The sequence below is a fragment of the Enterobacter sp. TMH.L2 genome (assembly GCF_050847315.1).
Lineage (GTDB): Bacteria > Pseudomonadota > Gammaproteobacteria > Enterobacterales > Enterobacteriaceae > Cedecea.
The window spans coordinates 1,160,830-1,185,702 of record NZ_CP193791.1 but is presented as its reverse complement, the minus strand read 5'-3'; the positions used below and the strand labels follow the sequence as shown (position 1 = coordinate 1,185,702).

23 protein-coding genes are annotated in these 24,873 nt (G+C 54.6%); 14 read left to right on the top strand and 9 right to left on the bottom strand.

What is annotated here, in order from left to right; translation table 11 throughout:
* Nucleotides 1-202 precede the first annotated feature (202 nt).
* Together apt and ACREYP_RS05720 are read right to left on the bottom strand one after the other, a co-directional pair.
* Nucleotides 203-754 carry an adenine phosphoribosyltransferase gene (apt, locus tag ACREYP_RS05725; RefSeq protein ID WP_336819175.1) on the bottom strand — a complete coding sequence of 184 codons (552 nt, stop codon included), beginning with the start codon at nt 752-754 and terminating at the stop codon, nt 203-205.
* Between the two features lie 151 nt (nt 755-905).
* The gene (locus ACREYP_RS05720) at nt 906-1,283 is read right to left on the bottom strand and encodes a DUF454 family protein (RefSeq protein ID WP_336819174.1); all 378 of its coding nucleotides are present in this window, start codon (nt 1,281-1,283) and stop codon (nt 906-908) included.
* A 35-nt stretch (nt 1,284-1,318) separates the two neighbouring features.
* Between ACREYP_RS05720 and priC the strand changes: the two genes are divergently transcribed.
* Together priC and rsmS are read left to right on the top strand one after the other, a co-directional pair.
* Nucleotides 1,319-1,855 carry a primosomal replication protein PriC gene (gene priC / locus ACREYP_RS05715; RefSeq protein ID WP_008460286.1) on the top strand — a complete coding sequence of 179 codons (537 nt, stop codon included), beginning with the start codon at nt 1,319-1,321 and terminating at the stop codon, nt 1,853-1,855.
* Nucleotides 1,856-1,875: 20 nt separating this feature from the next.
* On the top strand, nt 1,876-2,043 hold the full coding sequence (gene rsmS, locus ACREYP_RS05710) for a pleiotropic regulatory protein RsmS (protein ID WP_008460289.1): 168 nt from the start codon (nt 1,876-1,878) through the stop codon (nt 2,041-2,043).
* On the opposite strand, the gene mscK is transcribed toward rsmS, so the two are convergent.
* Together mscK and acrR are read right to left on the bottom strand one after the other, a co-directional pair.
* Nucleotides 2,040-5,420, bottom strand: a complete 3,381-nt coding sequence (mscK, locus tag ACREYP_RS05705; protein WP_336819173.1) for a mechanosensitive channel MscK — start codon at nt 5,418-5,420, stop codon at nt 2,040-2,042. The genes rsmS and mscK overlap by 4 nt on opposite strands.
* Nucleotides 5,421-5,570: 150 nt before the next feature.
* On the bottom strand, nt 5,571-6,209 hold the full coding sequence (acrR, locus tag ACREYP_RS05700) for a multidrug efflux transporter transcriptional repressor AcrR (protein ID WP_008460292.1): 639 nt from the start codon (nt 6,207-6,209) through the stop codon (nt 5,571-5,573).
* Nucleotides 6,210-6,352: 143 nt separating this feature from the next.
* Here acrR and ACREYP_RS05695 point away from each other — a divergent pair, with 143 nt between their 5' ends.
* From ACREYP_RS05695 to ACREYP_RS05670, 6 genes are all read left to right on the top strand, one after another.
* Nucleotides 6,353-7,552, top strand: coding sequence for an efflux RND transporter periplasmic adaptor subunit (locus tag ACREYP_RS05695; RefSeq protein ID WP_336819172.1), 1,200 nt, complete (start codon nt 6,353-6,355; stop codon nt 7,550-7,552).
* A 22-nt stretch (nt 7,553-7,574) separates the two neighbouring features.
* Nucleotides 7,575-10,724, top strand: a complete 3,150-nt coding sequence (acrB, locus tag ACREYP_RS05690; RefSeq protein WP_008460295.1) for a multidrug efflux RND transporter permease subunit AcrB — start codon at nt 7,575-7,577, stop codon at nt 10,722-10,724.
* Between the two features lie 564 nt (nt 10,725-11,288).
* The gene (gene tomB / locus ACREYP_RS05685) at nt 11,289-11,663 is read left to right on the top strand and encodes an Hha toxicity modulator TomB (protein WP_008460297.1); all 375 of its coding nucleotides are present in this window, start codon (nt 11,289-11,291) and stop codon (nt 11,661-11,663) included.
* 27 nt (nt 11,664-11,690) lie between these two features.
* The gene (hha, locus tag ACREYP_RS05680) at nt 11,691-11,906 is read left to right on the top strand and encodes a hemolysin expression-modulating protein Hha (RefSeq protein ID WP_008460299.1); all 216 of its coding nucleotides are present in this window, start codon (nt 11,691-11,693) and stop codon (nt 11,904-11,906) included.
* A 250-nt stretch (nt 11,907-12,156) separates the two neighbouring features.
* Nucleotides 12,157-12,708, top strand: coding sequence for a maltose O-acetyltransferase (gene maa, locus ACREYP_RS05675; RefSeq protein WP_336819170.1), 552 nt, complete (start codon nt 12,157-12,159; stop codon nt 12,706-12,708).
* 125 nt (nt 12,709-12,833) lie between these two features.
* On the top strand, nt 12,834-13,310 hold the full coding sequence (locus ACREYP_RS05670) for a YlaC family protein (RefSeq protein WP_008460303.1): 477 nt from the start codon (nt 12,834-12,836) through the stop codon (nt 13,308-13,310).
* 3 nt (nt 13,311-13,313) lie between these two features.
* Here the strand turns inward: ACREYP_RS05670 and ykgO are convergent, their stop codons facing one another.
* The 3 genes from ykgO to ACREYP_RS05655 form a co-directional block, all read right to left on the bottom strand.
* Nucleotides 13,314-13,454: a type B 50S ribosomal protein L36 gene (gene ykgO / locus ACREYP_RS05665; RefSeq protein ID WP_003859006.1), complete on the bottom strand. Its 141-nt coding sequence runs from the start codon at nt 13,452-13,454 to the stop codon at nt 13,314-13,316.
* Between the two features lie 3 nt (nt 13,455-13,457).
* Complete coding sequence (locus ACREYP_RS05660; RefSeq protein WP_008460319.1) at nt 13,458-13,718, bottom strand: type B 50S ribosomal protein L31; 261 nt, start codon at nt 13,716-13,718, stop codon at nt 13,458-13,460.
* Nucleotides 13,719-13,842: 124 nt separating this feature from the next.
* Nucleotides 13,843-15,747 carry a methyl-accepting chemotaxis protein gene (locus tag ACREYP_RS05655; RefSeq protein ID WP_336819168.1) on the bottom strand — a complete coding sequence of 635 codons (1,905 nt, stop codon included), beginning with the start codon at nt 15,745-15,747 and terminating at the stop codon, nt 13,843-13,845.
* Nucleotides 15,748-16,126: 379 nt separating this feature from the next.
* Between ACREYP_RS05655 and ACREYP_RS05650 the strand changes: the two genes are divergently transcribed.
* The 6 genes from ACREYP_RS05650 to ACREYP_RS05625 all read left to right on the top strand — a co-directional run bounded on the left by ACREYP_RS05650 (nt 16,127) and on the right by ACREYP_RS05625 (nt 22,344).
* On the top strand, nt 16,127-17,164 hold the full coding sequence (locus ACREYP_RS05650) for an isopenicillin N synthase family dioxygenase (RefSeq protein WP_336819167.1): 1,038 nt from the start codon (nt 16,127-16,129) through the stop codon (nt 17,162-17,164).
* A 29-nt stretch (nt 17,165-17,193) separates the two neighbouring features.
* Nucleotides 17,194-18,000, top strand: coding sequence for a MetQ/NlpA family ABC transporter substrate-binding protein (locus tag ACREYP_RS05645; protein WP_336819213.1), 807 nt, complete (start codon nt 17,194-17,196; stop codon nt 17,998-18,000).
* Nucleotides 17,997-18,788, top strand: a complete 792-nt coding sequence (locus tag ACREYP_RS05640; RefSeq protein ID WP_336819165.1) for a methionine ABC transporter ATP-binding protein — start codon at nt 17,997-17,999, stop codon at nt 18,786-18,788. The genes ACREYP_RS05645 and ACREYP_RS05640 overlap by 4 nt, the downstream gene beginning before the upstream one ends.
* Nucleotides 18,785-19,444: a methionine ABC transporter permease gene (locus tag ACREYP_RS05635; protein ID WP_166864839.1), complete on the top strand. Its 660-nt coding sequence runs from the start codon at nt 18,785-18,787 to the stop codon at nt 19,442-19,444. The genes ACREYP_RS05640 and ACREYP_RS05635 overlap by 4 nt, the downstream gene beginning before the upstream one ends.
* A gap of 202 nt (nt 19,445-19,646) precedes the next feature.
* Nucleotides 19,647-20,897, top strand: coding sequence for an oligosaccharide MFS transporter (locus tag ACREYP_RS05630; protein ID WP_336819164.1), 1,251 nt, complete (start codon nt 19,647-19,649; stop codon nt 20,895-20,897).
* A 4-nt stretch (nt 20,898-20,901) separates the two neighbouring features.
* Complete coding sequence (locus ACREYP_RS05625) at nt 20,902-22,344, top strand: glycoside hydrolase family 32 protein (RefSeq protein ID WP_008460329.1); 1,443 nt, start codon at nt 20,902-20,904, stop codon at nt 22,342-22,344.
* Here the strand turns inward: ACREYP_RS05625 and ACREYP_RS05620 are convergent.
* On the bottom strand, nt 22,339-23,334 hold the full coding sequence (locus tag ACREYP_RS05620) for a LacI family DNA-binding transcriptional regulator (protein ID WP_336819163.1): 996 nt from the start codon (nt 23,332-23,334) through the stop codon (nt 22,339-22,341). The two genes, ACREYP_RS05625 and ACREYP_RS05620, sit on opposite strands and share 6 nt — an antisense overlap.
* A 43-nt stretch (nt 23,335-23,377) precedes the next feature.
* Complete coding sequence (locus ACREYP_RS05615) at nt 23,378-24,778, bottom strand: PTS transporter subunit (protein ID WP_498881184.1); 1,401 nt, start codon at nt 24,776-24,778, stop codon at nt 23,378-23,380.
* Nucleotides 24,779-24,873: the final 95 nt, after the last annotated feature.

Below are 24,873 nucleotides of genomic sequence, written 5' to 3'. Positions count from 1 at the left end.
AATGCTAACATAAGCCCCGCCCGCTGGGCGAGGCTTGTGATATCTGACTGGATATTGACGCTTTAAAAGCATTCCCTTCGCCTCAAAAAAGCAAAGGATATGAACTTTTGGCTTGCCCAAACGCCTAAAAACCACGTTTTTTGGGCGTTTGTCTCTAAACTAAAGCCCCGCCCGCTGGGCGAGGCCTGTAGGTCGAAGAAGCTTAGTGGCCCGGGAAAGGCACCAGGCAGAAGCTTTTCACGCCCATGTTTTCCAGACGCTGCTCGCCGCCGAGGTCAAACAGGTTGATAACGAAAGCGGCATCAGTCACTTCCCCACCGAGGCGGCGAATCAGTTTCACCGTCGCTTCAATGGTCCCGCCTGTAGCCAGCAGATCGTCCACGACCAGCACTTTATCGCCCGGTTTGATGGCATCTACGTGGATTTCAAGGCTGTCGGTGCCGTATTCCAGCTCGTAGCTTTCGGCGATGGTTTCGCGCGGCAACTTACGAGGTTTGCGCACGGGAATGAACCCCACGCCCAGCTCCAGCGCAACCGGAGCACCAAACAGGAAGCCACGGGCCTCGGTGCCCACCACTTTGGTGATACCGGCGTCTTTGAAACGAGAAACTAACAGCGCAATGCTGGTGGCATATGCTTTCGGATCTTCCAGCAAGCTGGTCACGTCACGGAACAGAATTCCTGGTTTTGGGTAATCAGCAACGCTTTTAATGCTGTTTTTGAGATATTCAAGCTGCTGCGCAGTCGCGGTCATCGGTTTATGCCTGCTAAAAACATGATACTAAACAGAGTACCTGTGGGTTCAAATGTGAACCACTGGTTAACGGTTAACCAGCTGTACCCGTGCTCGAAAACGCTCGAATTTACTGGCTGGACGCGACAATTGCAACAGCTTCTGCTGCGGTTTATCGCTTTTGTTGCGCTTCATCAACCACCGGAATGCGCCACATAAAGATCAACAGCGCACAAAGTATCACCAGCAGCAAAATTCTAACCCACACTATCTTCACCAGCCATAGCGAAAGCGCGAAGGTGGCAAGAATAAACAGGATAGCTTTTGGCTTTGCGCCCCGGGGCATCGCGCGGTGCGTTTGCCAGTGCCGCAGATAGCTGCCAAACCATGAACGGTACAGCAGCCAGTGGTGAAAACGCGGCGACGAGCGGGCAAAACACCACGCGGCCAGCAGCAAAAATGGCGTGGTCGGCAACAGCGGTAATATCACGCCCAGCGTCGCAAGCACTACCGCCAGCCAGCCGATGATGAGTAGAATAAGACGCTTCATGCTGTAACCTCTGACAATCCCTGGAGAGCCATTCTGTGAAAACCGCTTCGCTGTTACAAGCCCTGGAAACCCGGGTCGCCGAGCTGGCCGCCGCCGTTGAGCCGGTCGCCCTGCTTCGGGCAAGCCAGGCGCGCTTCGACCGCAAGCTTTTCCATACCCACAGCACGCAACTGAAAGACTATCTCCAGGAAGCTCAGGCTAATCTCGCCCAGCTTCAACTTAGCGTCAGCCACGGTAAAACGGACCAGGTGGCATTTATCGCCGAAAAGCTGGTGGCACAGATTGCTGCGCTACAGCGGGAATTGGCCACCGCGCATTTACGCCAAAGCGAGCCGCAGCAAAAGGTGCAGGAAAACCTGTACGAAAAACTGGCTACCCATCAGGATTACGAACGCAGGCTGCTGGCGATGGTGAGCGATAGAGAAAGCCAGCTTTCCCTGCAAACCACGCTTGCTGGCCAGCAAAAGCTTCAGCGAGAACTGGCCGCGCTGGAAGGCCGCCTGCAGCGCTGTCGTCAGGCGCTGACCCGCATAGAAAAAGCCATTGAAAGACGCGAACGCGGGCTGAGTTAACCCCCAACTAAGGAGCAAGAATGTCTCTGGATAACGCCCCGGACGAGGTCAAACTGGCCGTCGATTTAATCATGCTGCTGGAGCAGCACCAGATCCCAACGGACACCGCCCTCGCGGCGCTGGACATTGTCCGTCAGGATTTTCTGCGTAAGCAGCGGGAAGCACAAACGCCTCCCGCCGGCGACTAAGGCTGGCTGGTCGGCGGCAGCAGACCGCCGTTTTTGCCTAAATCACGCTTCACTTCCGTCAGTTCATCGCCTTTTTCATTGTGCAGATGCACTTCAAGCTGGTTGAAGGCGATGTTGATATTGTTTTCACGGCACAGTCTGTCAATGGCGCGGTTCAGCTCATCCACGGTAATGCTGCGGTCGCGTAGTTCACGGACATACAGACGCAGCTCATGGTCAAGCGTGCTGGCGCCAAACGTGGTGAAGTACACCGCCGGTTCCGGGTCGTGCATCACTCTCGGATGTTCCATCGCCGCCTTCAGCAAGATCGCTTTCACTTTATCGAGATCGGATCCATACGCCACGCCGAGCTTGATCACCACGCGGGTGATCGTGTCCGTCAGCGACCAGTTGATCAGTCGTTCGGTCACAAACGCTTTGTTCGGAATGATCACTTCTTTACGGTCAAAGTCGGTGATTGTCGTCGCACGGATGCGGATCTTACTGACGCTACCGGAGAATGTCCCGATGGTAACGGTATCGCCGATGCGGACCGGGCGTTCAAACAGGATGATCAGGCCGGAAACGAAGTTCCCGAAGATCTCCTGCAAACCAAAGCCCAGGCCCACCGACAGTGCCGCCGCCAGCCACTGCAGTTTGTCCCACGACACGCCCAGCGAGCCAAACACCGTCATCGCTCCAATCACGATAATGGCGTAGTTGAGGATGGTCGTAATGGCGTAAGAGGCGCCCTGGCGCATTTTCAGCCGCGACAGAACCAGCACTTCCAGCAGGCCCGGCAAGTTTCGAATCAGCGCCCAGGCGACCATCGTCGCCACTATCGCGAACAAGATGCTGCCCATCGTAACGTTTTTCATCACCGTGGCGCCGGCTTCGCTGCCGGTGTAATGCCACAGCACGATACTGTCGAGATAGGCAAAGACGGTAATTAAATCCGACCAGATGGCGTAGAACACCACGCCGAACAGGGCGAACATCAGCAGCATGGTCAAACGCATGGTTTGCTGGTTGATCTGATCCAGCGCTAGCGGCGGCTCTTCGACCGGCTCTGCGCCCTCTGCCCCCTCTTTAACCATATTCTGGCGGCGAGCCAGCGCGCGGCGGTAGGCAATACGACGTGCCGCAACGCTCAGACCACGAATCACCGTCTGGTGAATCAGGTTCCAGATAATGACCAGATAAACTGTGTCTATCCAGCGATTAGCCAGGCGCAGCGTGGTATAGAAATAGCCGGTTGCGGTCAGCACCAGCAGCGCGACCGGCACAATGGAGAGCACCGTAATGGTCAGCAGCCGCATCGGATGGGACTCTTTGTCCCGCCAGTTGTCGCGGCACATCGGGATAACCAGGGCGGTGATCAGCAGCAGGTTAAGGAGGATCATAAACTGCCCGAGCACATCGTCCATCAGGTTCAGCGGCGACATCTCGCCGACGACAGACCAGAACAGCAGCGGCAGCAAGGCAAAGCTGATGCGCACGATTTGGCGACGATAATGACGGGTCAGGTGCTCCGGCATGTTAAACCAGATCACGGCCAGACCGCGGCTGCTCAGAATGCGCCAGGCCATGCCAAACACCAGCCAGAACAGCGCCAGCTCTTTGGCAAACGCCCACAGGAGCTCACTGATATTGAGCTGCATAAACAGCAATACCAGCCCCACCGAGAGAATGGCCATCGTCAGCGGCAGCACTTTCAGGAAGTTGAGCAAAATCGCCTTAGGCGTGTTGAGCTGGGTATCCGTGCGCAGTTGCCCGACCTCCGAGGCCAGCTTAGCCAGCTGCCTGTCGATCCACTTGTAGCGCCAGCGCAGCAGCCCGGCCAGCAGCATTAACGGCAGCGCGGTGAACAGCGACATAAACAGCCCGTCCAGCACTTTGTGCCAGCTGATATCCAGCTTCATGCCTTTGATTTGGTCGTGCAGCGCGCCCGGGAAGGATTTGATCCACTCCCAGTTCATCGGTTTGTTACTGTTCACCCAAAAGATTTGCTGGGTCAGCATTTTCTTCAAGCTGCTGCTGACGCTCATCAGCTGCTGTTGGTTAATCTGCAGGTTAATCGCCATCATCAGCTGGTTGCCCAACTGCTTGTTGAGCTGGTCCAGCAGCTCACGACGCATGTCCACCACCTGCATCAGCGCGTCGTGAACTTCGTCGTTAACCTCGTTTTTATGCCCTTCGACAATCTTGTCGACGTAGCTGTCGCTTTGGAACAGCGCATCACGCTGCTGGTTGATGTCGAACTGCTCCAGGCGCAGGTCGGCGATGCGGTTGGTGAGGTCTTCCAGGTCGTCGGCTGACGGCAGCGTTTGCTGCTGCTGATAAAGAATGCGCGACAGCAAAAGGCTGCCCTTCAGCACCGAGATTTGTTCTTTCAGATTACGCTCGGACTGTAGCGCACGATCGAGCCAGTTTTTAACGCGGATATTCCGCTGAACCAGCTCATTTCCGCTTTGAGTGGCGTTAATCAGCCGCTGGCTGAGTTGGTGGTTAACGTCCAGCTCCTGACGCACCAGCGGGTTATTCTGCACCGCGCTGGCATCGGCGTCGTCCGGCGTGACGGCTTCCTGAGCCGTTTTTTCCGTCAGCGTTAAGCGCTTACTGTTAACCGCTTCCTGCAGCAGTTGAAGCGTGTGCTCAAGCTGCCCGATATTGGCGTTGGTGTAATCGCGCTGTTTTTGCAGCGCATCCTGCAAGACAGTGTTGCCTTCCAGGCTTTTCCGCTGTTGCTCAATTTGGGTATTCAACAGCGCCTGCTGCACCAGCAGCAAGTTTTGCTGGCTTGGACGGAGAGTGGCTTCCCCCGGCGTGGTGCCGTTCAGCCTGTTACGCACCTGCAGAAGCTGCTGAGAGGCGCTGTACATGGCATTCTGCACGCGCTCAGGCTGGGTTTGCAGCGACACCAGCTGACTGTTCAGCGTGGATAAATCGTTGTTGGCCGACTGCAGCTGATCCAGCACGCCGGTCAGCCGGGCTTCCAGTTGACGAAGGGAAAGCGAACCCAGCGTTTTACGCGTCGCTTCGTCATCGGCTGGCGTGCTCAGCGAATTCAGCGCGTCGGTCGCCTGCTTCAGCTTGTCCGGTGCCTGGGCAACCGTGGTTTTGAGCTGTGCCGTTTCCTGCTTCACGCGGTCGAGCTTGTCCAGCATCTCAAGCGTTTCGGTGAGATCTTTCTGGGTAAGCTTATCGTCCGGCGTCAGCGTTTTTTGCTTATTCAGCGAGTCCAGCTGCGACTGCACCTCTGCCTTTGTCGGCAAATCGCCATTGCCTGCCGCCGCCTGGGCCACAGAAAAAGGCAACAGGACGGAAACACACAAAAACAGGAAAAGAATCAATGCGGAACGGGAAGTCCGCGACAGAACGTTGGGCTGGGTAGTCATGGTTGAGTCATTACGGTGCTGCGCATGTGAGTGCCAGCTAAAAGTAAAAGGCCACGGAAGACGCGCAGAATAACACGGCTTCAGAGCGCAGAATAGCAATCGCCCTCGGAGGAATCTCAAATGATTTATCGGGTGAATGGCAGCCGAAAGTTACGCCGGTTTGTTCAGCGTGGGGCTAAGCTGGAACATCTCCAGCAGGACGGCGACAAAGTCTGGCGCTTTAGCATGTAAATCAAAGGTTTCCGGAGCCACCAGCCAGTTCTCAATCAGCCCGGTAATGTAGCTGCGCATCAGCGTGACGGCGAGGGAAAGGCGCAGGCCTGCAGGAAGTTTCCCGGCGTCGATACAGCGCTGTAAAGCAGCTTCGATACGCTCATTTCCTTCCATATAAAGCGTGCGTCTGGCCTGCTGCAAAACTTCGAGTTCGCCCACAAACTCGCACTTGTGGAAAATGATTTCGGTCATCAGGCGCCGGCGCTCTTCTGTCACCGTTGCCTGTAGGATATAAATGAGTAATTCTCTTATCACCGAGAGTGGATCGTCTGGATATTTTGCCCGATACTCAATCTCTAAGTCACCAATACTGGATTCGGTTAGCTCCCAGATCTCACTAAACAATTCCGACTTATTTTTGAAATGCCAGTAAATTGCACCACGAGTTACCCCGGCAGCCTGCGCGATATCCGCGAGCGAAGTCGCAGAGACGCCCTGTTGTGAAAACAGGCGAATCGCAACGTCGAGGATGTGCTGGCGGGTTTCAAGCGCCTGAGCTTTAGTTTTTCGTGCCATAAGTGAGTGAATTTACTTTAGTCAGATTTACATACATTTGTGAACGTATGTACCATAGCACGACGATAATATAAACACAGCAATGGGTTTGTGGACATTTGATCCATTGAACAACTTTGAAATCGGACACTCGAGGTTTACATATGAACAAAAACAGAGGGTTTACGCCTCTGGCGGCCGTTCTGATGCTCTCAGGCAGCTTAGCGCTTACAGGATGTAACGAGAAAGAGACTCAGCAGAGTGCGCCGCACGCCCCGGAAGTGGGTGTAGTGACTCTGAAAAGCGCGCCATTGCAGATTACTACTGAGCTTCCAGGACGCACCAACGCCTTCCGCATCGCAGAAGTTCGTCCTCAGGTTAGCGGCATTATTCTGAAGCGTAACTTCACTGAAGGGAGCGACATTCAGGCCGGTGTTTCGCTGTATCAGATCGATCCTGCCACCTATCAGGCTGCCTACGACAGCGCGAAAGGCGACCTGGCGAAAGCCCAGTCCAGCGCGAATCTTGCACAGCTGACCGTCAAACGTTACCAGAAACTGCTGGGTACCAAGTACATCAGCCAGTCTGACTACGATACGGCTGCGGCCACCGCGCAGCAGGCAAACGCTGACGTCGTCGCAGCAAAAGCCGCGGTTGAAACTGCACGTATCAACCTGGCATACACCAAAGTGACCTCGCCTATCAGCGGCCGCATCGGGAAATCCGCGGTCACCGAAGGTGCGCTGGTTACCAGCGGGCAAACCACCGCCCTCGCCACCGTCCAGCAGCTTGACCCTATTTATGTGGATGTGACCCAATCCAGCGATGACTTCCTGCGCCTGAAGCAGGAGCTGGCCGACGGCAAACTGAAACAGGAAAACGGTAAAGCGAAAGTCCAACTGATGATGAACAACGGCGTCACCTATGCTCAGGAAGGCACGCTGGAATTCTCTGAAGTGACCGTTGACCAGACCACCGGGTCTATCACCCTGCGCGCTATCTTCCCTAACCCGGACAAAACCCTGCTGCCAGGAATGTTTGTTCGCGCCAAACTGGAAGAAGGCGTTAACCCGAATGCCATCCTGGTTCCGCAGCAGGGGGTAACTCGTACTCCACGTGGTGATGCTTCAGCGATGGTTGTTGGGAAGGATGACAAAGTTGAAGTTCGTCAGCTGCAAACCAGCCAGGCGATCGGCGACAAATGGCTGGTTACCGATGGGTTACAAACAGGCGATCGCGTGATTGTTACCGGCCTACAGAAAGTAAAACCGGGTGTTCAGGTAAAAGCGCAGGAAGTTGCGGAAGACAATAAAGGCCAACAGCAACCCGCCGCAGGCGCACAGCCCGAACAACCGAAGTCTTAACTTAAACAGGAGCCGTTAAGACATGTCTAAGTTTTTTATCGATCGCCCCATCTTTGCCTGGGTAATCGCCATCATCATTATGTTGGCGGGTGCGCTTGCGATCATGAAATTGCCTATCGCGCAGTATCCAACGATCGCGCCACCGGCTATTCAGATCTCAGCCAACTACCCGGGTGCAGATGCTAAAACGGTACAGGATACCGTCACGCAGGTTATCGAACAGAACATGAACGGTATCGATGGCCTGCTGTACATGTCCTCTACCAGTGATTCCTCTGGTACCGTTCAGATAACCATTACCTTCGACTCCGGCACTGATGCCGATATCGCACAGGTTCAGGTTCAAAACAAACTGCAGCTGGCTATGCCGCTGCTGCCGCAGGAGGTGCAGCAGCAGGGTGTTAGCGTCGAGAAGTCCTCAAGTAGCTTCCTGATGGTTCTCGGTATGATCAATACCGACGGCACCATGAATCAGGACGATATCGCGGACTACGTAGGCGCGACCATCAAAGATCCGGTCAGCCGTACTCCCGGTGTCGGTGACGTTCAGCTGTTTGGTGCTCAGTACGCGATGCGTATCTGGATGGACCCGAACAAACTGAACAACTACCAGCTGACGCCGGTGGATGTGATCAATGCTATCAAGGCACAAAACGCCCAGGTCGCAGCGGGCCAGCTCGGCGGGACTCCGCCGGTCAAAGGCCAACAGCTGAACGCCTCCATCATTGCGCAGACCCGTCTGAAATCCGCAGACGAGTTCAGCAAGATCCTGATGAAGGTCAACCCGGACGGCTCTCGCGTCCTGCTGAAAGACGTAGCAAAAGTTGAGCTGGGCGGCGAAAGCTATGACGTTATCGCCCGCTATAACGGCCAGCCAGCTTCCGGCCTGGGGATTAAACTTGCCACCGGTGCTAACGCCCTGGACACGGCCGAAGCGGTACGTGCGACGGTTGAAAAACTGCAGCCGTTCTTCCCTGCTGGCCTGAAAGTTGTTTATCCGTACGACACTACGCCGTTCGTTAAAATCTCTATTAACGAAGTGGTGAAAACGCTGATCGAGGCTATCGTGCTGGTGTTCCTGGTGATGTATCTGTTCCTGCAGAACTTCCGGGCAACGCTGATCCCAACCATTGCGGTACCGGTGGTACTGCTGGGCACGTTCGCTATCCTTGCCGCCTTTGGTTACTCGATAAACACCCTGACGATGTTCGGCATGGTGCTCGCGATAGGCCTGCTGGTGGATGACGCCATCGTCGTGGTGGAGAACGTTGAGCGCGTTATGGTGGAAGAAGGACTGCCACCGAAGGAAGCCACGCGCAAATCCATGGGCCAGATTCAGGGCGCGCTGGTCGGTATCGCGATGGTACTGTCCGCGGTATTTGTCCCGATGGCGTTCTTCGGCGGCTCTACCGGCGCAATCTACCGTCAGTTCTCGATTACTATCGTTTCCGCGATGGTGCTGTCGGTGCTGGTGGCAATGATTCTGACCCCTGCGCTCTGTGCAACCATGCTTAAGCCAATCCCGAAAGGTCATCACGATGACAAGAAAGGGTTCTTCGGCTGGTTCAACAGAATGTTCGAGAAGAGCACGCATCACTACACCGACAGCGTCGGTAACATTCTGCGCAGCACCGGCCGCTATCTGGTGGTGTATTTGCTGATTGTTGTCGGCATGGCGTTTCTGTTCGTTCGTCTGCCAAGTTCGTTCCTGCCGGATGAAGACCAGGGCGTGCTGTTAGCCATGGCGCAGCTGCCGGCGGGTGCAACCCAGGAGCGTACGCAGAAAGTCCTTGATGAAGTGAACGACTACTTCCTGACCAAAGAGAAAGCCAACGTTAACTCAGTGTTTACCGTTAACGGCTTCGGCTTCTCCGGTCGTGGTCAGAATACCGGTCTGGCGTTCGTGTCGCTTAAAGACTGGAGTGAGCGCTCTGGAGAAGAGAACAAAGTTCCGGCTATTGCAGGCCGTGCGATGGGCACCTTCTCGCAGATTAAAGATGCAATGGTCTTTGCCTTTAACCTGCCGGCGATTGTCGAGCTGGGTACCGCAACCGGCTTTGACTTCCAGCTGATTGACCAGGCAAACCTTGGCCACGAGCAGCTCACTCAGGCTCGTAACCAGCTGTTCGGCATGATTGCCCAGCACCCTGACCTGCTGGTTGGCGTGCGTCCGAACGGTCTGGAAGATACACCGCAGTTCAAAATCGATATCGATCAGGAAAAAGCACAGGCGCTGGGGGTATCCATCAGCGATATCAATACCACGCTGGGCGCAGCCTGGGGCGGCAGCTACGTCAATGACTTCATCGACCGTGGCCGCGTGAAGAAAGTGTACGTCATGGCCGAAGCGCCATACCGTATGCTGCCAAGCGACATCGGTAACTGGTACGTGCGTGGCTCTTCCGGCCAGATGGTACCGTTCTCCGCGTTCTCTACCTCACGCTGGGAATACGGCTCACCGCGTCTGGAACGTTACAATGGCTTGCCGTCCATGGAAATTCTTGGCCAGGCAGCACCGGGTAAAAGTACCGGTGAAGCAATGGACATGATGGAACAGCTTGCGTCGAAATTGCCAACCGGCATTGGCTTTGACTGGACGGGCATGTCCTACCAGGAACGCCTGTCCGGCAACCAGGCCCCTGCCCTGTACGCCATCTCGCTGATTGTGGTGTTCCTGTGCCTGGCGGCGCTGTATGAGAGCTGGTCAATTCCGTTCTCGGTCATGCTGGTTGTTCCGCTTGGCGTATTCGGTGCCCTGCTGGCGGCAACGATGCGTGGCCTCACCAACGACGTTTACTTCCAGGTTGGCCTGCTAACAACCATTGGTTTGTCGGCGAAGAACGCGATACTTATCGTTGAATTCGCCAAAGATCTGATGGAGAAAGAAGGCAAAGGTCTGATTGAAGCGACGCTGGAAGCCGTGCGTATGCGTCTGCGTCCGATCCTGATGACTTCTCTGGCGTTTATCCTCGGGGTAATGCCGCTGGTTATCAGTACCGGTGCGGGCAGTGGCGCGCAGAACGCCGTAGGTACCGGTGTAATGGGCGGTATGGTGACCGCGACCGTGCTGGCTATCTTCTTCGTGCCGGTGTTCTTCGTGGTGGTACGCCGCCGCTTTAGCCGCAAGAGTGAAGATATTGAACATGCGCATGCGGTAGAGCATCACCAGTAAGCCGTTCAATCACATAACAAAAGGCCGCGTAATGCGGCCTTTTTTATGAATACAGAAACCGGTTTCAGTATTGTTAATTCAGATTTCTTATTTCCACATTCACTTCTCTCTTCCGCATTATCTTCAACATAAATGCCGCCTCATTTCGGAAAAAATAACGCTTAAATGCTCGTTAATCCATGATTAACGAAACAACAAAAACCGAAGTGTTACATTTATTTGGGAATATTCTTACAAATTAACGCCTGATTTTTAGCCGGATACAGAATAGTCTTATAGATGGATTAACCAGCTGAAAGTTATAAATATTACCGATTATGGGTTAATGACTGCCTGAGAATTTAAGTTAAAATTCATACTAAAGTTTTAATTCACATTTAGTAACGTATTCTCCTTTTTTAACTTAATTGTAATTTTTCGTTAGAGCCGCATGAAATCCAGGCAATATTGATTTATAGTTACAGCACATGTAATAATCGTGGCAACAGTTCTTCACCTCTTCAGGTGTGTCCACCCCAACCCGTTGTGTTTATCATTTGGTTTACCGATAAAAGGGGCAGCACTATGGACGAATACTCACCAAAGCGGCACGACATCGCGCAGCTTAAGTTCCTCTGTGAGAGTCTGTATCACGATTGTCTGACCAATCTTGGTGAGAGCAATCATGGGTGGGTTAATGATCCTACGTCGGCCATTAATCTGCAGTTGAATGAATTGATTGAGCACATTGCAGCATCGGCGCTTAATTATAAGATTAAGTATCCAGATGAGAGCAAATTGATTGAACAGATTGATGAATACCTGGACGATACTTTCATGTTATTTAGCAATTACGGCATTAACGCACAGGACTTGCAGCGGTGGCGTAAATCAGGGAATCGCTTGTTCAGATGTTTCATCAGTGAGAGTCGCGCTAACCCAGTAAGCCACTCGTTCTAAAAATATTAAAATACTTAAGGCGAATTTATGACTACCAAGCTCACTAAGACCGATTATTTGATGCGCCTGCGGCGTTGTCAGACAATTGATACGCTGGAACGCGTAATAGAAAAAAATAAATATGAATTATCAGATAATGAACTGGCGGTATTTTATTCAGCAGCCGACCACCGTCTTGCAGAACTGACGATGAATAAACTGTATGATAAAATCCCACCCTCAGTGTGGAAATTTATTCGTTAATAGCTGTCTTATTAAATAATATTTAAAATCACATTTTATCTTCTGCTATTGTCTGGTTTGTCTCAGTCGATGTTACACAGGTTTGGATTAACGCCCGTTAACCAGCCAGCGAAATACCGCCAGCACTCCTCAACGCTAACCTTCCGCGCCGCAGTCTGCGACGTGAGGTCCATCACGCTCGGGGAACGATACCCACTCTTTTCTTCCGAAATTCAGGTAGCCTTGCAGGCCACTGAAGAGGGAACCCGTGATGAGTGAAGAAAAGCGTAAAATGATTGCCGGAGAGCTATACCGGCCTGGAGACGAAACCCTGCAGCTGGAGAGCCACAAAGCACGCCAACTGCTGCATCGCTACAACCAAAGTTCGCCGGACGAACAGGCGTACCGCGATGAGATCCTCGCCGAGCTGCTTGGCCAGAGCGAAGGGGCTTACATCGAACCCACTTTCCGCTGCGACTATGGCTACAACATCTACCTGGGTAAAAACTTCTACGCCAATTTTGAATGCGTCATGCTGGACCCTTGTCCTATTCGCATTGGTGACAACTGTATGCTGGCACCTGGCGTTCATATTTATACCGCGACCCATCCCCTGGATGCAGAAACACGAAATAGCGGCGTCGAACTGGGCAAGCCGGTGACGATTGGCAATAACGTCTGGATTGGCGGGCGCGCGGTTATTAATCCTGGCGTCACCATTGGTGATAATGTGGTGGTAGGTTCAGGCTCAGTAGTGACCAAAGATATTCCAGCCAACTCCGTTGTGGCAGGTAACCCAGCGCGTATCATTAAGATGCTTTAAGTCGGTCAGGCCTGTTAACTGTTATGGTTATTTTTGGCGTATCTGTTACTTTTTTGCCTGGCCCGCGATTCTTAAAATAGTCTGGCCATGCGTACAACCGAAACAGAAAACTTAGAAGGCACACCATGTCAGAAATTCAGCGCCTGCTTACCAATACCATCGAACATCTGAATGAAACTGAAAAGCGCGATAACCGCCCGCGCTTCAGTATCAGTTTTATCCGTAAGCATCCCGGATTATTTATCGGCATGTATATCGGCTGGTTTGCCACAATGTGGGTAATGCTGGAATCAGAAACACTGGCGGGCTCAGTATGGCTGCTGGTCGTGCTGTTCGCGCTGATGAATGCGTTTTTCTTCTTTGACGTCAATCCTCGCTACCGCTACAGCGATATTGACGTTCTCGACCTGCGCGTTTGCTATAACGGCGAATGGTACAACACCCGCAACGTGCCCACGGCGCTGATCGATGAAATTCTTAACTCCCCAGGCGTGGATGAAGAGCAAAAATCTTTGTTGCACAAAATGCTCAACCGCAAAGGGGAACTGTCGTTTTATGATGTCTTCTCACTCACCCGCCAGCAACCTGCGGGTGAGCGATAACCGCTAGCGACGTTTCTTCCGTCCCTGCACCGCTTTAAAACGCGGATTAGATTTGCAAATCACATACAGCCGCCCCTTACGCTTCACAATCTGGCAATCGGGGTGGCGCTGTTTTGCACTGCGAAGTGAATTCAATACCTGCATTTCTTAAGACTCCTTCCCGCCAAAGAACTTGCCAAAACGCTGCTGGAAGCGCGCCGGGCCGCCTTCATTGACGAAGACTTTCTGTTTGCCGGTGTAATGAGGATGTGAAGCAGAAGAGACTTCGATCGTCACGTAGGGGTAAGTCACCCCGTCCAGCTCAATCTCGCGGTCGGTTTTGATCGTCGAGCCCACTTTAAAATATTCATTTACGCTGGTGTCGTGAAACACCACGGTCCGGTAAAACGGATGGATATCGCGCTGCATAAAAATTATTCCGATATGTTATAACGTAACAATAAAATAAAAGATGATTGGGCAAATTGCAAGCGGGGTTTCAACGGGAAGGTAGGCCAAAAAGAAACGGGCACCGCCTGGGTGCCCGCTGTGATTAGAGTTTAAATCCGGCGACTACACGCTCAAGCTGAGTGGATTGTTCCGCCATCGAATGCGAGGCGGAAGAGACTTCCTGGACCAGCGCGGCGTTCTGCTGCGTGGTGCTATCCAGCTGATTAATCGCCAGATTCACCTGCCCAATGCCGGTGCTCTGCTCGCGGCTGGAAGACATAATTTCGGCCATCAGCGTCGCCACGTTACGCACGCCCTGAGTCAGCTCTTCCATGGTGCTGCCAGCCTGATTAACCAGCTCAGTCCCCAGATTCACATTGCTCACCGAATTTTCGATCAGCGCTTTAATTTCCCGTGCCGATTGCGCAGAGCGCTGAGCCAGGCTGCGAACCTCAGAAGCCACAACCGCAAAACCTCTGCCCTGCTCACCGGCTCGGGCGGCCTCAACAGCGGCGTTGAGCGCCAGGATATTGGTCTGGAAAGCGATGCTGTCAATCACGCTGATAATATCCACCACTTTGCCGGAAGAAGTCTGAATAGCATTCATCGTGCTGACGACCTGCTTCACCACTTCTCCCCCTTTCACCGCCACGCTGGACGCTTCGCGCGCCAGCTCGTTGGCGTGGGCGGCGTTGTCGGCATTCTGGCGAACGGTGCTGGTCAGCTCCTCCATCGAGGCCGCCGTTTGCTCAATCGAACTGGCCTGATCTTCGGTGCGGGCGGACAGATCCTGGTTGCCCGTCGCAATCTGATGAGAGGCCGAAGAAATGGCCCTGGCGCTATCCCCAACCTGCCGCAGCATGGTTTGCAGGTAACTAATCACGCCGTTAAAACTGTCGATAATGGCGTTAAATTCCGGGCTGCTGGTGGGCTCAAGGCGCTGCGTCAGATCAGCACCACCGGCAGACAGGCGGCTGATGTTGTGGTTAAGATCGCCCAGGCGGCGCATCATGTTGCGAACAAACAGCACCAGGATCCCGAGCAAAACGATCGCCATCGGGATCTGCACCATGCCAAGGCGCAGCAGAATCGCGTCCGTTTGTTTGGTCAGCAGCGCAGTTGGTAGGTCAACCGCCAGAATCCACGGGCTGCCTTTTACCGTCTGTAAAATAACGGTGTGCGAAGTGCCGTCGTTATCGTATTCATTCTCACCGCTCTGGCTGGCATTGAAACCGGGCAACATTCCCTGAACCGCTTTCGCCATTGGCAGCGAGCCGCTCAGCTCAGAAAGATTTTTTAAGCCCGCCGTTTTGCCAATCTGATCCGCGTTGCCGACGACTTTCCCGTCGGCTTCGATGATCAGCACCTGGCCTTTCACCGCCTCGCTCATCTGTTTGGCCAGCTGATTAAAGAAGCCCAGCGTCACGTCGATGGTTGCCACGCCCCACGGCTGCCCCTCTTTGGTAATCGCCATGGCGCAGTTAGTTCGCGGCTGCGGGCTGGCGTCATCCTGGTAGGCGTTTGCCCAGGCACATTGCCCTGCCGGAGAAGCCAGCCCGGCTTTGTACCACACCTGCTCGTAGTAGTTAGGCGCGGCATCCGAGTTCCAGTAGGTATTTTCTTCAAGTTTATTGCTGCCGTTGCGGGCAAAGAAAGTGCTGAACTTATTGCGCCCCGCCTCGCGTTTTTCCGGCAGAGGCCAGATGCCGCCGCCAAACACGTTCACATCCTGGTACTGATCCACCAGCGTCGGTAATAACTTATTGATATCATCGCTTTGCATTGCAGCCACGGACTGGGTAATGCTGCGCATCTGCGCCTGTACCCGGTTCATCTGCTCGGTAATATTGACCGCCACGTTATCCACTTCGAAGCGAATCAGCTGGGTTTCGTTGCGCTTCAGCTGCGGCGTCACAAAAAAGTGAATCACCAGCGAAGTGACCGCAATTAACAACATGAAAAACAAACATAAAGAGGTAATAAATCGGGATTGTGTAGTTTTTAGCATGATGAAGACACCTGGGGGTAGAAAGCGAAACGCTTAGCAACCTCTTCGGCATAAAACCCATAAACTTAACTGCCGCCATAACTTAACTGCTCGTTAACTATTTCTAAATGTAATTAAGCCTCAGTGAAATCCATAAGTTACCCCTATTCATTGAAATATTTTGCAATGATTAGACTTTTCTCGTTTCCGCAAATGCTTAGAACTCCACCGGGTCATACCTTAGAAGATAACAATATTGGGCGAGGTTTTTTGATTGCGGCAAGGTAAGCGCTAACGCTACCCGACCATATCCAGAAGGACATTGCCATGATGCTGTGCCGCTGTTGCGCCGAACTCAACCCGACCGCCTTTTCTAAGACTTTATTGACCGGAGTAAACTATGAGCACCAATCCAGGCCTGGCACTGCCGATTCTTGACCTTTCCCAGCTGAGCGGCAGTGAAACTGACCGTTCAGCCTTCCTCAGCCAGCTGCGCTACGCCGCGCGAGAAATTGGCTTTTTCTACCTGATCAACCACGGTATCAGCCCTGACCTGCAGCAGGCGGTCCAGGACGAAGCCCGCAGCTTCTTTGCCCTCCCCGACGATGAAAAACAGCAGGTGGCGATGATCCATTCGCCGCATTTCCGTGGCTACAACCGCGCCGCCAGCGAACTTACCCGCGGCCAGCCCGACTGGCGCGAACAGTTTGACCTCGGCGCAGAACGCCAGGCATTGCCGCCGGATGAATATGCCCCGGCGTGGCGTCGCCTGCAGGGGCCAAACCTCTGGCCGACCGCCAGGCCAGAACTCAAGCCCACGCTTTTACGGTGGCAAAGCGAAATGACCGCGGTGGCGTTAAAACTGCTGCGCACCTTTGCCGAAGCCCTTAGCCTGCCGGCCGATGCCTTTGACGACCTTTACGGCAACCTGCCCAACGAACACATCAAACTGATTCGCTATCCTGGGCAGTCTGCCACGCAGAGCAGCCAGGGCGTGGGCGCTCATAAAGACTCCGGCTTCCTGAGCTTCCTGCTGCAGGACGAGAAAAAAGGCCTGCAGGTCGAAGTCTCGCCGGACAACTGGGTCGATGCCCAGCCGCTGCCGGGCAGCTTTGTGGTCAATATTGGCGAACTGCTGGAGCTGGCCACCAACGGCTACCTGCGCGCTACAGTTCACCGAGTAGTTTCTCCTCCTCAGGATGAAGAACGCCTGTCCATCGCCTTCTTCCTCGGCGCACAGCTCAACGCCGTGGTGCCGGTTTATCAGCTCCCGGAATCGCTGGCCCGCGAAGCCCTGGGGCCAGAAAGCGACCCGCAAAACCCGCTGCTGCGCGACGTGGGCTGGAACTATCTGAAAGGCCGCCTGCGCTCACACCCTGACGTGGCGGAGCGTTATTACCCGGATGTCCTTCGTAACAGCAGTGAACTGATCGCTTAATAACACATTAAAACAAAAGGAAAATAATGATGAAAAAGACCGCTTTTAAGTTGGCTGGCGTTGCGCTGTCACTGTCTCTGGCTTTCGCGGCACAGGCCGCAGATGCGCTGCGCGTCGCGGCAGATCCGGTCCCGCATGCGGAAATCCTCGCCTTTGTGCAAAAACTCGACCCTAATCTCAAGCTGAAGGTCGTCGAACTGAGCAACGGCGTTAACGCCAACGAACTTCTGGCGAACGACGACGTCGATGCCAACTACTTCCAGCATGTGCCTTATCTACGTGACCAGGAGAAAGCGCTCGGCAAGAAATTTGTCGTTGCCGCCACGGTACATATCGAACCGCTGGGCATCTACTCGCACAAATACAAAGACCTGAAATCTATCCCGGAAGGCACAACCATCGCGGTGCCGAACAACGTCACCAACCTCAGTCGTGCCCTTTACCTGCTCCAGGACAAAGGCCTGATCACCCTCAAACCGGAATTTAAGGACGCCGCCACCAACCAGGCAACGCCCAAAGACATTGCCAGCAACCCGAAGAAGCTGAAAATCCTGGAAGTTGAATCCCCGCAGATTCCCCGTTCGCTGGATGACGTAGGCCTGGGCGTGATCAACGGCAACTATGCGCTGGAGGCCGGACTCAGCCCGGCCAAAGACTCCCTTGGCCTGGAAAGCGCCACCCATAACCCTTACGCCAACATTCTGGTCACCAACCCAAATCTGGAAAACGACCCGCGCATCAAACAGCTGGCGAAAGACCTTGAATCCCCTCAGGTGGCCGAGTTCATTCGCAAGCAGTACAACGGCTCGGTGATCCCGGTAGAGACTAAGTCATGATCGCCCTTGAGCGGCTGAGCAAAGTGTACGCCGGAGAAGGCCGACCGGCGCTGGATGACATTAACCTTGTGGTCCCGGATGGCGCTATTTACGGCATTCTGGGCCGCAGCGGCGCCGGGAAAAGTACGCTTATTCGCTGTCTCAACCTGCTGGAGCGGCCCACCTCGGGCCGCATTATCATGAATGACCGGGACATCACCACTTTTAACCAGCGCGAGCTGCGCCAGCACCGCCAGCGCACCGGCATGGTGTTCCAGCATTTCAACCTGATTCACGCCCGCAGCGTGGAGGACAACGTTGCCGTGCCGCTGGAGATCTCCGGCACACCACGTGAGGCTCGCCAAAAGCGCGTTGCCGAGCTGCTGAATCTTGTGGGCCTGAGCGACAAAGCCAAAGCCTTTCCCTCCCAGCTTTCCGGCGGGCAAAAACAGCGCGTTGGCATTGCCCGGGCGCTGGCCGCTCACCCGGAAATCCTGCTCTGCGATGAGGCCACCAGCGCGCTGGATCCTGACACGACCGCGTCAATTCTGGCCCTGCTGGCGGACATCAACCGCCAGCTTGGGCTGACGATCGTACTGATCACCCATCAACTGGAAGTCGTCAAAGCCATCTGCGATCACGCGGCGCTGCTGGAGCACGGCAAATTAATCGAAAGCGGCCCGCTGTCTGAACGATTAGTCGACCCGTTCTCCAGGTTACGCACTTCGCTGCTGCACGATGCAGAAGCCGAACGCGAGTTCTTACGTCGCCACGGCGTGGAAGGGAGAGTCCTATGCGAAGTAGCATGAGTTGGGAAGATCTGTGGCCGCTGCTGCTGGACGGCACCCTCGACACGCTTTACATGGTGGGCCTGGCCGGGCTGTTTACCGTACTGATTGGGCTGCCGCTCGGCGTCCTGCTGTTCCTGACTCGCCGGGATGCGGTATTGCCCGCGCCCCGCCTGAATCAGGTACTCGGCAGCATCATTAACGTGGGGCGCTCGTTGCCGTTTATTGTCCTGCTTATCGCGCTGATCCCGCTGACCCGCATTATCGTCGGCACCACGCTCGGCAGCACTGCCGCTGTGGTGCCCATCACCATCGGCGCCTTCCCCTTCTTCGCCCGCGTGGTCGAAAGCGCGCTGGATGAGGTAGACAAAGGCCGGATTGAAGCCATTCTGTCGATGGGCGGAAACGCCTGGCATGTGGTGAGTAAAGTGCTGCTGCCCGAGGCGCTCCCTGCCATTCTGGCGGGCATCACGCTGACAATAGTGATGCTGATCGGCTTCTCTTCAATGGCCGGTGTTATCGGCGGCGGCGGTCTGGGCGACCTGGCGATTCGCTACGGCTACCAGCGCTTTAACAACCAGGTCATGGTCGGGACCGTCATCATCCTGATTGTAATGGTGCATCTGGTGCAAAGCCTCGGCGACCATTTAGTTCGCCGCCTGGCCCATCGCCGCTGATCCGCCCTGATGAACGCCCGATGCTCTGCATCGGGCCACCCTCTAATTTCCATCTTTCGCTGATGATCCAATCTGGATCACAAAACCTCATTGTTAACGTTAACTATTGCGATTAACATCACATTTATGAAGCTTACGCTCTTCTCCCAGCCAAAAGTTAACGTTAACAATACAGTCATTCAAGCATTCAGAGACTGCACACATGGCACTGACCAAACGCAATAAACACCACTATCTGATCCTGAGCGGGCTGCTGTTTACCTTTTTCTGGACCTGGTCATCGGCGTTTTCACTGATCGCCCTCTGGCTGAACCAGAAAATCGGCCTGAAAGGAGCGGAAACCGGGCTGATCTTCTCCATCATCGCCTTTACCGCCCTGTGTGCCCAGCCGCTGTACGGCTTTGTTCAGGACAAACTGGGGCTTCGTAAATCGCTGCTGTGGGTGATAGGCGTCCTGCTTCTGATAAGCGGCCCCTGGTTTATCTTCGTCTGCACGCCCTTGCTCCAGATAAATATTGTCGCAGGTGCTATCAGCGTCGGGCTTTATGTCGGGGCAACCTTCTTCGCCGGGATTGGTGCGCTGGAGTCCTATACCGAGCGCGTCAGCCGCATCGTTGGCTTTGAATACGGCAAGTCACGCATGTGGGGCTCTTTAGGCTGGGCTGGCGCTACATTTTTTGCAGGGCTGCTCTTTAATCTCGATCCACAGCTGAATTTTTGGATGGGTAGCGCCTCTGCCTGCCTGTTTCTGCTGTTGCTGTGGCGCATGCGCGATATGCAACCTAACGCCCTCAGCGAACTGGAATACGGCAAAGCCAGCGCCCTTACGCTGACCGATGCCTTCGGGCTGCTGAAGCTCTCGCGCTTCTGGGCGCTGGTCCTTTTCGTTTGCGGCGTCAGCGTCTACAACGTATACGATCAGCAGTTCCCGGTGTACTTCGCCTCGCTGTTTAACGACGTGCAGCGCGGCAACGAAATGTTTGGTTTTCTCAACTCTTTTCAGGTCTTTCTGGAAGCGGGCGGAATGTTTCTCGCCCCAATGCTGGTTAACCGCATCGGGGCCAAACGCGGGTTGCTGCTCAGCGGCCTGATCATGGCGATGCGTATTTTTGGCTCCGGGATGGCAAGCGATCCGCTGACCATCTCCTGCATGAAGCTTTTGCACGCCGTTGAGCTTCCTATCCTGCTTATTTCAATGTTTAAGTACATCACCACGCAGTTCGATCAGCGACTCTCCGCCACGCTGTATCTGGTGGGCTTCCAGTTTATAACGTCAATCTGTGCCACCGTACTTTCTCCACTGGTGGGGCGCGGCTACGACCAGCTAGGCTTCGCAGACACCTACATGATTCTGGCCGGACTGGTTCTGGCACTCACGCTGATATCCGCTTTTCTGCTCAAAGACTCAACCCCCGGGAACGAACGTCCTTCTTTAAATCTGACCACCAGGTAATGCTATGAATACCCCACTGAACAAGGCGCAATCCGCCTTAGAAACTCTGCAAACAGCGCGCGGCAACGCCTTTTATCCGCTCTATCATCTGGCCCCACCCGCAGGCTGGATGAACGATCCTAACGGCCTGATTTATCACAATGGGCTTTACCACGCCTTCTATCAGCACCACCCGTTCGATCAAAACTGGGGGCCAATGCATTGGGGGCATGCCACCAGCCGGGATATGGTTCGCTGGGAACATCAGCCCATTGCGCTGGCGCCGGGGGACGAATGGGATCGCGATGGCTGCTTCTCCGGCAGCGCGGTGGACGATAACGGCGTGCTCTCGCTGATTTACACCGGGCATATCTGGCTGGAAGGTGCGGGCAATGACAGCGCTATACGCCAGGTGCAATGTCTCGCCACTAGCGAAGACGGGGTTCACTTTAAGAAACAAGGCGTCATTCTCACCCCACCGCCCGGCATCATGCATTTCCGCGATCCGAAGGTATGGCAACAGGAGGGCACCTGGTGGATGGTCATTGGCGCCCGGGACGAGCACGATCGAGGCAAAGTATTACTTTATCGAGGCAATTCACTTCGTGACTGGCAGTTAGATCGCATTCTCGCAGAAGCCAACGCGGATATGGGTTATATGTGGGAATGCCCGGATTTCTTTCCGCTCGGAAACAGCCAGATCCTGATGTTTTCCCCGCAGGGCATCAAGGCTAAAGGCCTGGCTTATCAGAACCTGTTCCAGAGCGGCTATTTACGTGGGCGATGGCAACCGGGGAAAGGCTTCACCGTTTATCAGCCGTTTGAAGAGATGGATCACGGCCACGATTTTTACGCCCCGCAGTCCTTTGTCGCCGAAGATGGCCGCCGCATCGTGCTGGGATGGATGGACATGTGGGAATCTCCCATGCCTTCTAAACGCGAAGGCTGGGCGGGTTGCCTTACCGTGCCGCGCGAGCTGTGCGTGATGCCAAACGGCAAACTCTACCAAAATCCGGTTCACGAACTGGCAACGCTCCGCACCGGGGAGCAATTAGTGCTGCCCTGCGTGCTGGACACGCAAGAGCTGATGCTGCACCCGAATGCAGAAGCCGTGGAGTTAGAGATAGCCTGGGAAGCCGGGCAAAGCACGGCTGAACGCTACGGTATTCGCCTTGGACAGGGTTGTGAGCTGTTTGTCGATGCGTTGACGCAGCGTCTGGTGCTGTCACGCGGCTATCAGGACGCGCAATTGGACGGCAATCGCAGCGTGCCGTTATCGGAAAAAGGCGACCTGCATCTGCGGATTTTTATCGATCGCTCTTCCATCGAAGTCTTTGTTAACCAGGGCGAATATTGTCTCAGCAGCCGCCTCTACCCGCAGCCTGGGGAACGTCAACTGGAACTGTTTGCCAGTCACGGGAAAGCCTTATGCCGGGGCGGCACGCTGTGGCAATTGAACGCGCTATAGAGAAACGCGCTTGACCAGCGGGCAAGGCAGCCGCTGGATGCCGCCGCGGGTCAACCCGTCAATTAAATGCAATGCCGCCTGGCGACCAATCGCGTCATGCGGCAACTGAACCGTCGTCAGCGGCGGAAGGAACAAATCACCGATCCCTATCTGATTATCGAATCCAAGCACAGCCACCTGCTCAGGAATTGCCACGCCCTGCGCCAACAGCGTCTGCCAGGCCACAAAAGCGATGCGGTCATTACCGCACACCAGCACATCGAAATCCGCTTTTCCCTGCTGGCAATGTGCCAGAACAAGCCCAGCCAATTCAGGATAATGGCTATCGCCCCACTGCATGTGATACTGCATCACAGTCTCAACGTCGAGCCCGGCTTCGCGCCAGGCCTGCTCGAATCCATCCTGACGAGAACGGCTGGCAAGCGCTTCTTCGGGCAGCCACAGGCAAAGCGGACGGCGGTATCCCCGCTCAATCAGATGGCGAGTGGCCTGGTACTGCCCGTTAAAATCATCCGGAATGTAACTCGGTAAATCAGCATCATCACTAATACAGTTGGCCAGCACCACCCGGTGGTTTTTTAGTACCGCAGGGAGCTCAACGTGCCGCAGCCCCATCGAGGTAAAAATGATGCCGTCCGGCCGCTGGGCCAGGAGTTGATTCACTGCCCGCTCGGCGTCGCCAGCAGAAAGGATATTAATGAGAAAACTGTTCCAGCCTCGCTCACGTGCAGTCTGCTCAATGGCCAACAGTATTTCTACAGAATAGGGCGTGGTGGCGGTGTCCAGCGCCAGAATACCGATTGTCGATGCTTTAACGCCTTTGCTTCGAATCTTCCTGGCGGAATAGTCCGGCACATAATTCAGCTCATCAATGGCCCGCTGTACCCGCTCCCGGGTCGCCGGGCTAACGTGTTCAGCCTGATTAATGACCCTGGAAACGGTCATCAGCGACACGCCCGCCAGGGTTGCAACATCTTTCAGAGAAGCCATATCCAATCATTCAGCACGAGAGAAAAACCGATAGTAGCGGTTTTTACACGCTTTTTCTCGACGAGAATGCGTTTGTCTCTTTCTCACGCACCAGCACGGTGGTCAGCGCGAAAGAAAGTCCCAGCGCCAGCGCCACGCCCAGCAGGGCAAAGATAAAGTAAGGCCCAATATAAGCGGGCAGACTAAAAATGCTCGACAGAATATAGCCGTACAGCCGCACGCCGAAGAACGCGATGAAGGCCGACGCAATCGAACTGGCAACCGTGGCGGCAATAAACGCTTTCTTGTAGCGGGTTAACACGCCAAACAGCGCCGGTTCGGTAATCCCCAGCAGCGCGGAGATCCCGGCAGAGAGCACCACCGAACGATCCGCCTTCGACTTGCTCTGCCGCCAGATGGCAAACGTCGCCCCGGCGATAGCCATGTTGGCCATAAACATCATCGGCATCAGCATGTCATAGCCGCGATCGGTAAAGTTCTGCAGCGCAATCGGCGTCATGGCGTGGTGCATTCCGGTCAGAATCGCTATCGGGCGAATTGCGCCCACCACCAGCCCGGCGAAGCTCGCGGAAATCCCGAACAGCCCTTCAATAAACCAGGCCAGTCCTTTCCCCAGATAAATCCCCAGCGGGCCGATCACCACCAGCGCCACCAGCGCGGAGATGAATAACGTCAGTGTCGGGGTGAACACCGTTTTCAGCACGTCAGGCATAATGCTGTCCACCCAGCGGTGGATGTAGCTCAGCGCCAGCACCGAGAAAATAACCGGGATCACGCTGGAGGCGTAGTTAAACACCGAAACCGGGATCGCATTCAGAAAATAGAAAGCATCCACCGCGCCCGCCTGATGCGCGGCCAGCGCTTTCGCCGCCTCAATCAGCGACGGATACATGAAGCAGGCCGCCACCGCCGCCGCGAGGTATTCGTTAGTTTTAAACATTCTTGCCGCGGAGATCGCGAGGAAAAACGGCAGGAAATAAAACACGCCGCTGGCGATGAGATCGATAACGATCACCGTATCGCTTTTGGCCGAAATCAGCTTGAGCGCCACCAGCCCGGCCAGCAGGCCTTTGATCATCCCCGCCCCGGCTATTGCCGGGACAATCGGGCCAAAAACGCCGGAAACCGTGTCCATAAACAGCGACACCAGGCTCTTACGCTCTTTCTTGCCAGTAGAAGCGGCAGGTGCCTCTTTTGCGCCGCCAAGCAGCGCAGTCAGTTGCTCATACCAGCTGTTCACCTGCGGGCCGATGATTATCTGAAACTGATCGCTTTGTGTCTGCGCGCCCAGCACGCCGGGCAGCTTTTTGATCTCCGCCTGGTTCACTTTATTATCATCAATTAAATCGAAACGCAGACGCGTCATGCAGTGCCAGACTTTATTAATATTATCCGTCCCTCCGACCAGACGAATAATAGAAGCAATGACGTCACGACTCTCCATGAATAACTCCCCGGTGTTGGTTTATTGTTATGTGTTGCTGCGCCGATGGTAGAGAATCGAAAAATCAAAAACAAACCAATGAAACATGACAATCG

What these genes read in the sequence shown, in the direction of transcription:
- apt (WP_336819175.1), bottom strand. Translation starts at nt 754, where the DNA reads ATGACCGCGACTGCGCAGCAGCTTGAATATCTCAAAAACAGCATTAAA.
- ACREYP_RS05720 (WP_336819174.1), bottom strand. Translation starts at nt 1,283, where the DNA reads ATGAAGCGTCTTATTCTACTCATCATCGGCTGGCTGGCGGTAGTGCTT.
- rsmS (WP_008460289.1), top strand. Translation starts at nt 1,876, where the DNA reads ATGTCTCTGGATAACGCCCCGGACGAGGTCAAACTGGCCGTCGATTTA.
- mscK (WP_336819173.1), bottom strand. Translation starts at nt 5,420, where the DNA reads ATGACTACCCAGCCCAACGTTCTGTCGCGGACTTCCCGTTCCGCATTG.
- acrR (WP_008460292.1), bottom strand. Translation starts at nt 6,209, where the DNA reads ATGGCACGAAAAACTAAAGCTCAGGCGCTTGAAACCCGCCAGCACATC.
- ACREYP_RS05695 (WP_336819172.1), top strand. Translation starts at nt 6,353, where the DNA reads ATGAACAAAAACAGAGGGTTTACGCCTCTGGCGGCCGTTCTGATGCTC.
- acrB (WP_008460295.1), top strand. Translation starts at nt 7,575, where the DNA reads ATGTCTAAGTTTTTTATCGATCGCCCCATCTTTGCCTGGGTAATCGCC.
- tomB (WP_008460297.1), top strand. Translation starts at nt 11,289, where the DNA reads ATGGACGAATACTCACCAAAGCGGCACGACATCGCGCAGCTTAAGTTC.
- hha (WP_008460299.1), top strand. Translation starts at nt 11,691, where the DNA reads ATGACTACCAAGCTCACTAAGACCGATTATTTGATGCGCCTGCGGCGT.
- maa (WP_336819170.1), top strand. Translation starts at nt 12,157, where the DNA reads ATGAGTGAAGAAAAGCGTAAAATGATTGCCGGAGAGCTATACCGGCCT.
- ACREYP_RS05670 (WP_008460303.1), top strand. Translation starts at nt 12,834, where the DNA reads ATGTCAGAAATTCAGCGCCTGCTTACCAATACCATCGAACATCTGAAT.
- ykgO (WP_003859006.1), bottom strand. Translation starts at nt 13,454, where the DNA reads ATGCAGGTATTGAATTCACTTCGCAGTGCAAAACAGCGCCACCCCGAT.
- ACREYP_RS05660 (WP_008460319.1), bottom strand. Translation starts at nt 13,718, where the DNA reads ATGCAGCGCGATATCCATCCGTTTTACCGGACCGTGGTGTTTCACGAC.
- ACREYP_RS05655 (WP_336819168.1), bottom strand. Translation starts at nt 15,747, where the DNA reads ATGCTAAAAACTACACAATCCCGATTTATTACCTCTTTATGTTTGTTT.
- ACREYP_RS05650 (WP_336819167.1), top strand. Translation starts at nt 16,127, where the DNA reads ATGAGCACCAATCCAGGCCTGGCACTGCCGATTCTTGACCTTTCCCAG.
- ACREYP_RS05645 (WP_336819213.1), top strand. Translation starts at nt 17,194, where the DNA reads ATGAAAAAGACCGCTTTTAAGTTGGCTGGCGTTGCGCTGTCACTGTCT.
- ACREYP_RS05640 (WP_336819165.1), top strand. Translation starts at nt 17,997, where the DNA reads ATGATCGCCCTTGAGCGGCTGAGCAAAGTGTACGCCGGAGAAGGCCGA.
- ACREYP_RS05635 (WP_166864839.1), top strand. Translation starts at nt 18,785, where the DNA reads ATGAGTTGGGAAGATCTGTGGCCGCTGCTGCTGGACGGCACCCTCGAC.
- ACREYP_RS05630 (WP_336819164.1), top strand. Translation starts at nt 19,647, where the DNA reads ATGGCACTGACCAAACGCAATAAACACCACTATCTGATCCTGAGCGGG.
- ACREYP_RS05625 (WP_008460329.1), top strand. Translation starts at nt 20,902, where the DNA reads ATGAATACCCCACTGAACAAGGCGCAATCCGCCTTAGAAACTCTGCAA.
- ACREYP_RS05620 (WP_336819163.1), bottom strand. Translation starts at nt 23,334, where the DNA reads ATGGCTTCTCTGAAAGATGTTGCAACCCTGGCGGGCGTGTCGCTGATG.
- ACREYP_RS05615 (WP_498881184.1), bottom strand. Translation starts at nt 24,778, where the DNA reads ATGGAGAGTCGTGACGTCATTGCTTCTATTATTCGTCTGGTCGGAGGG.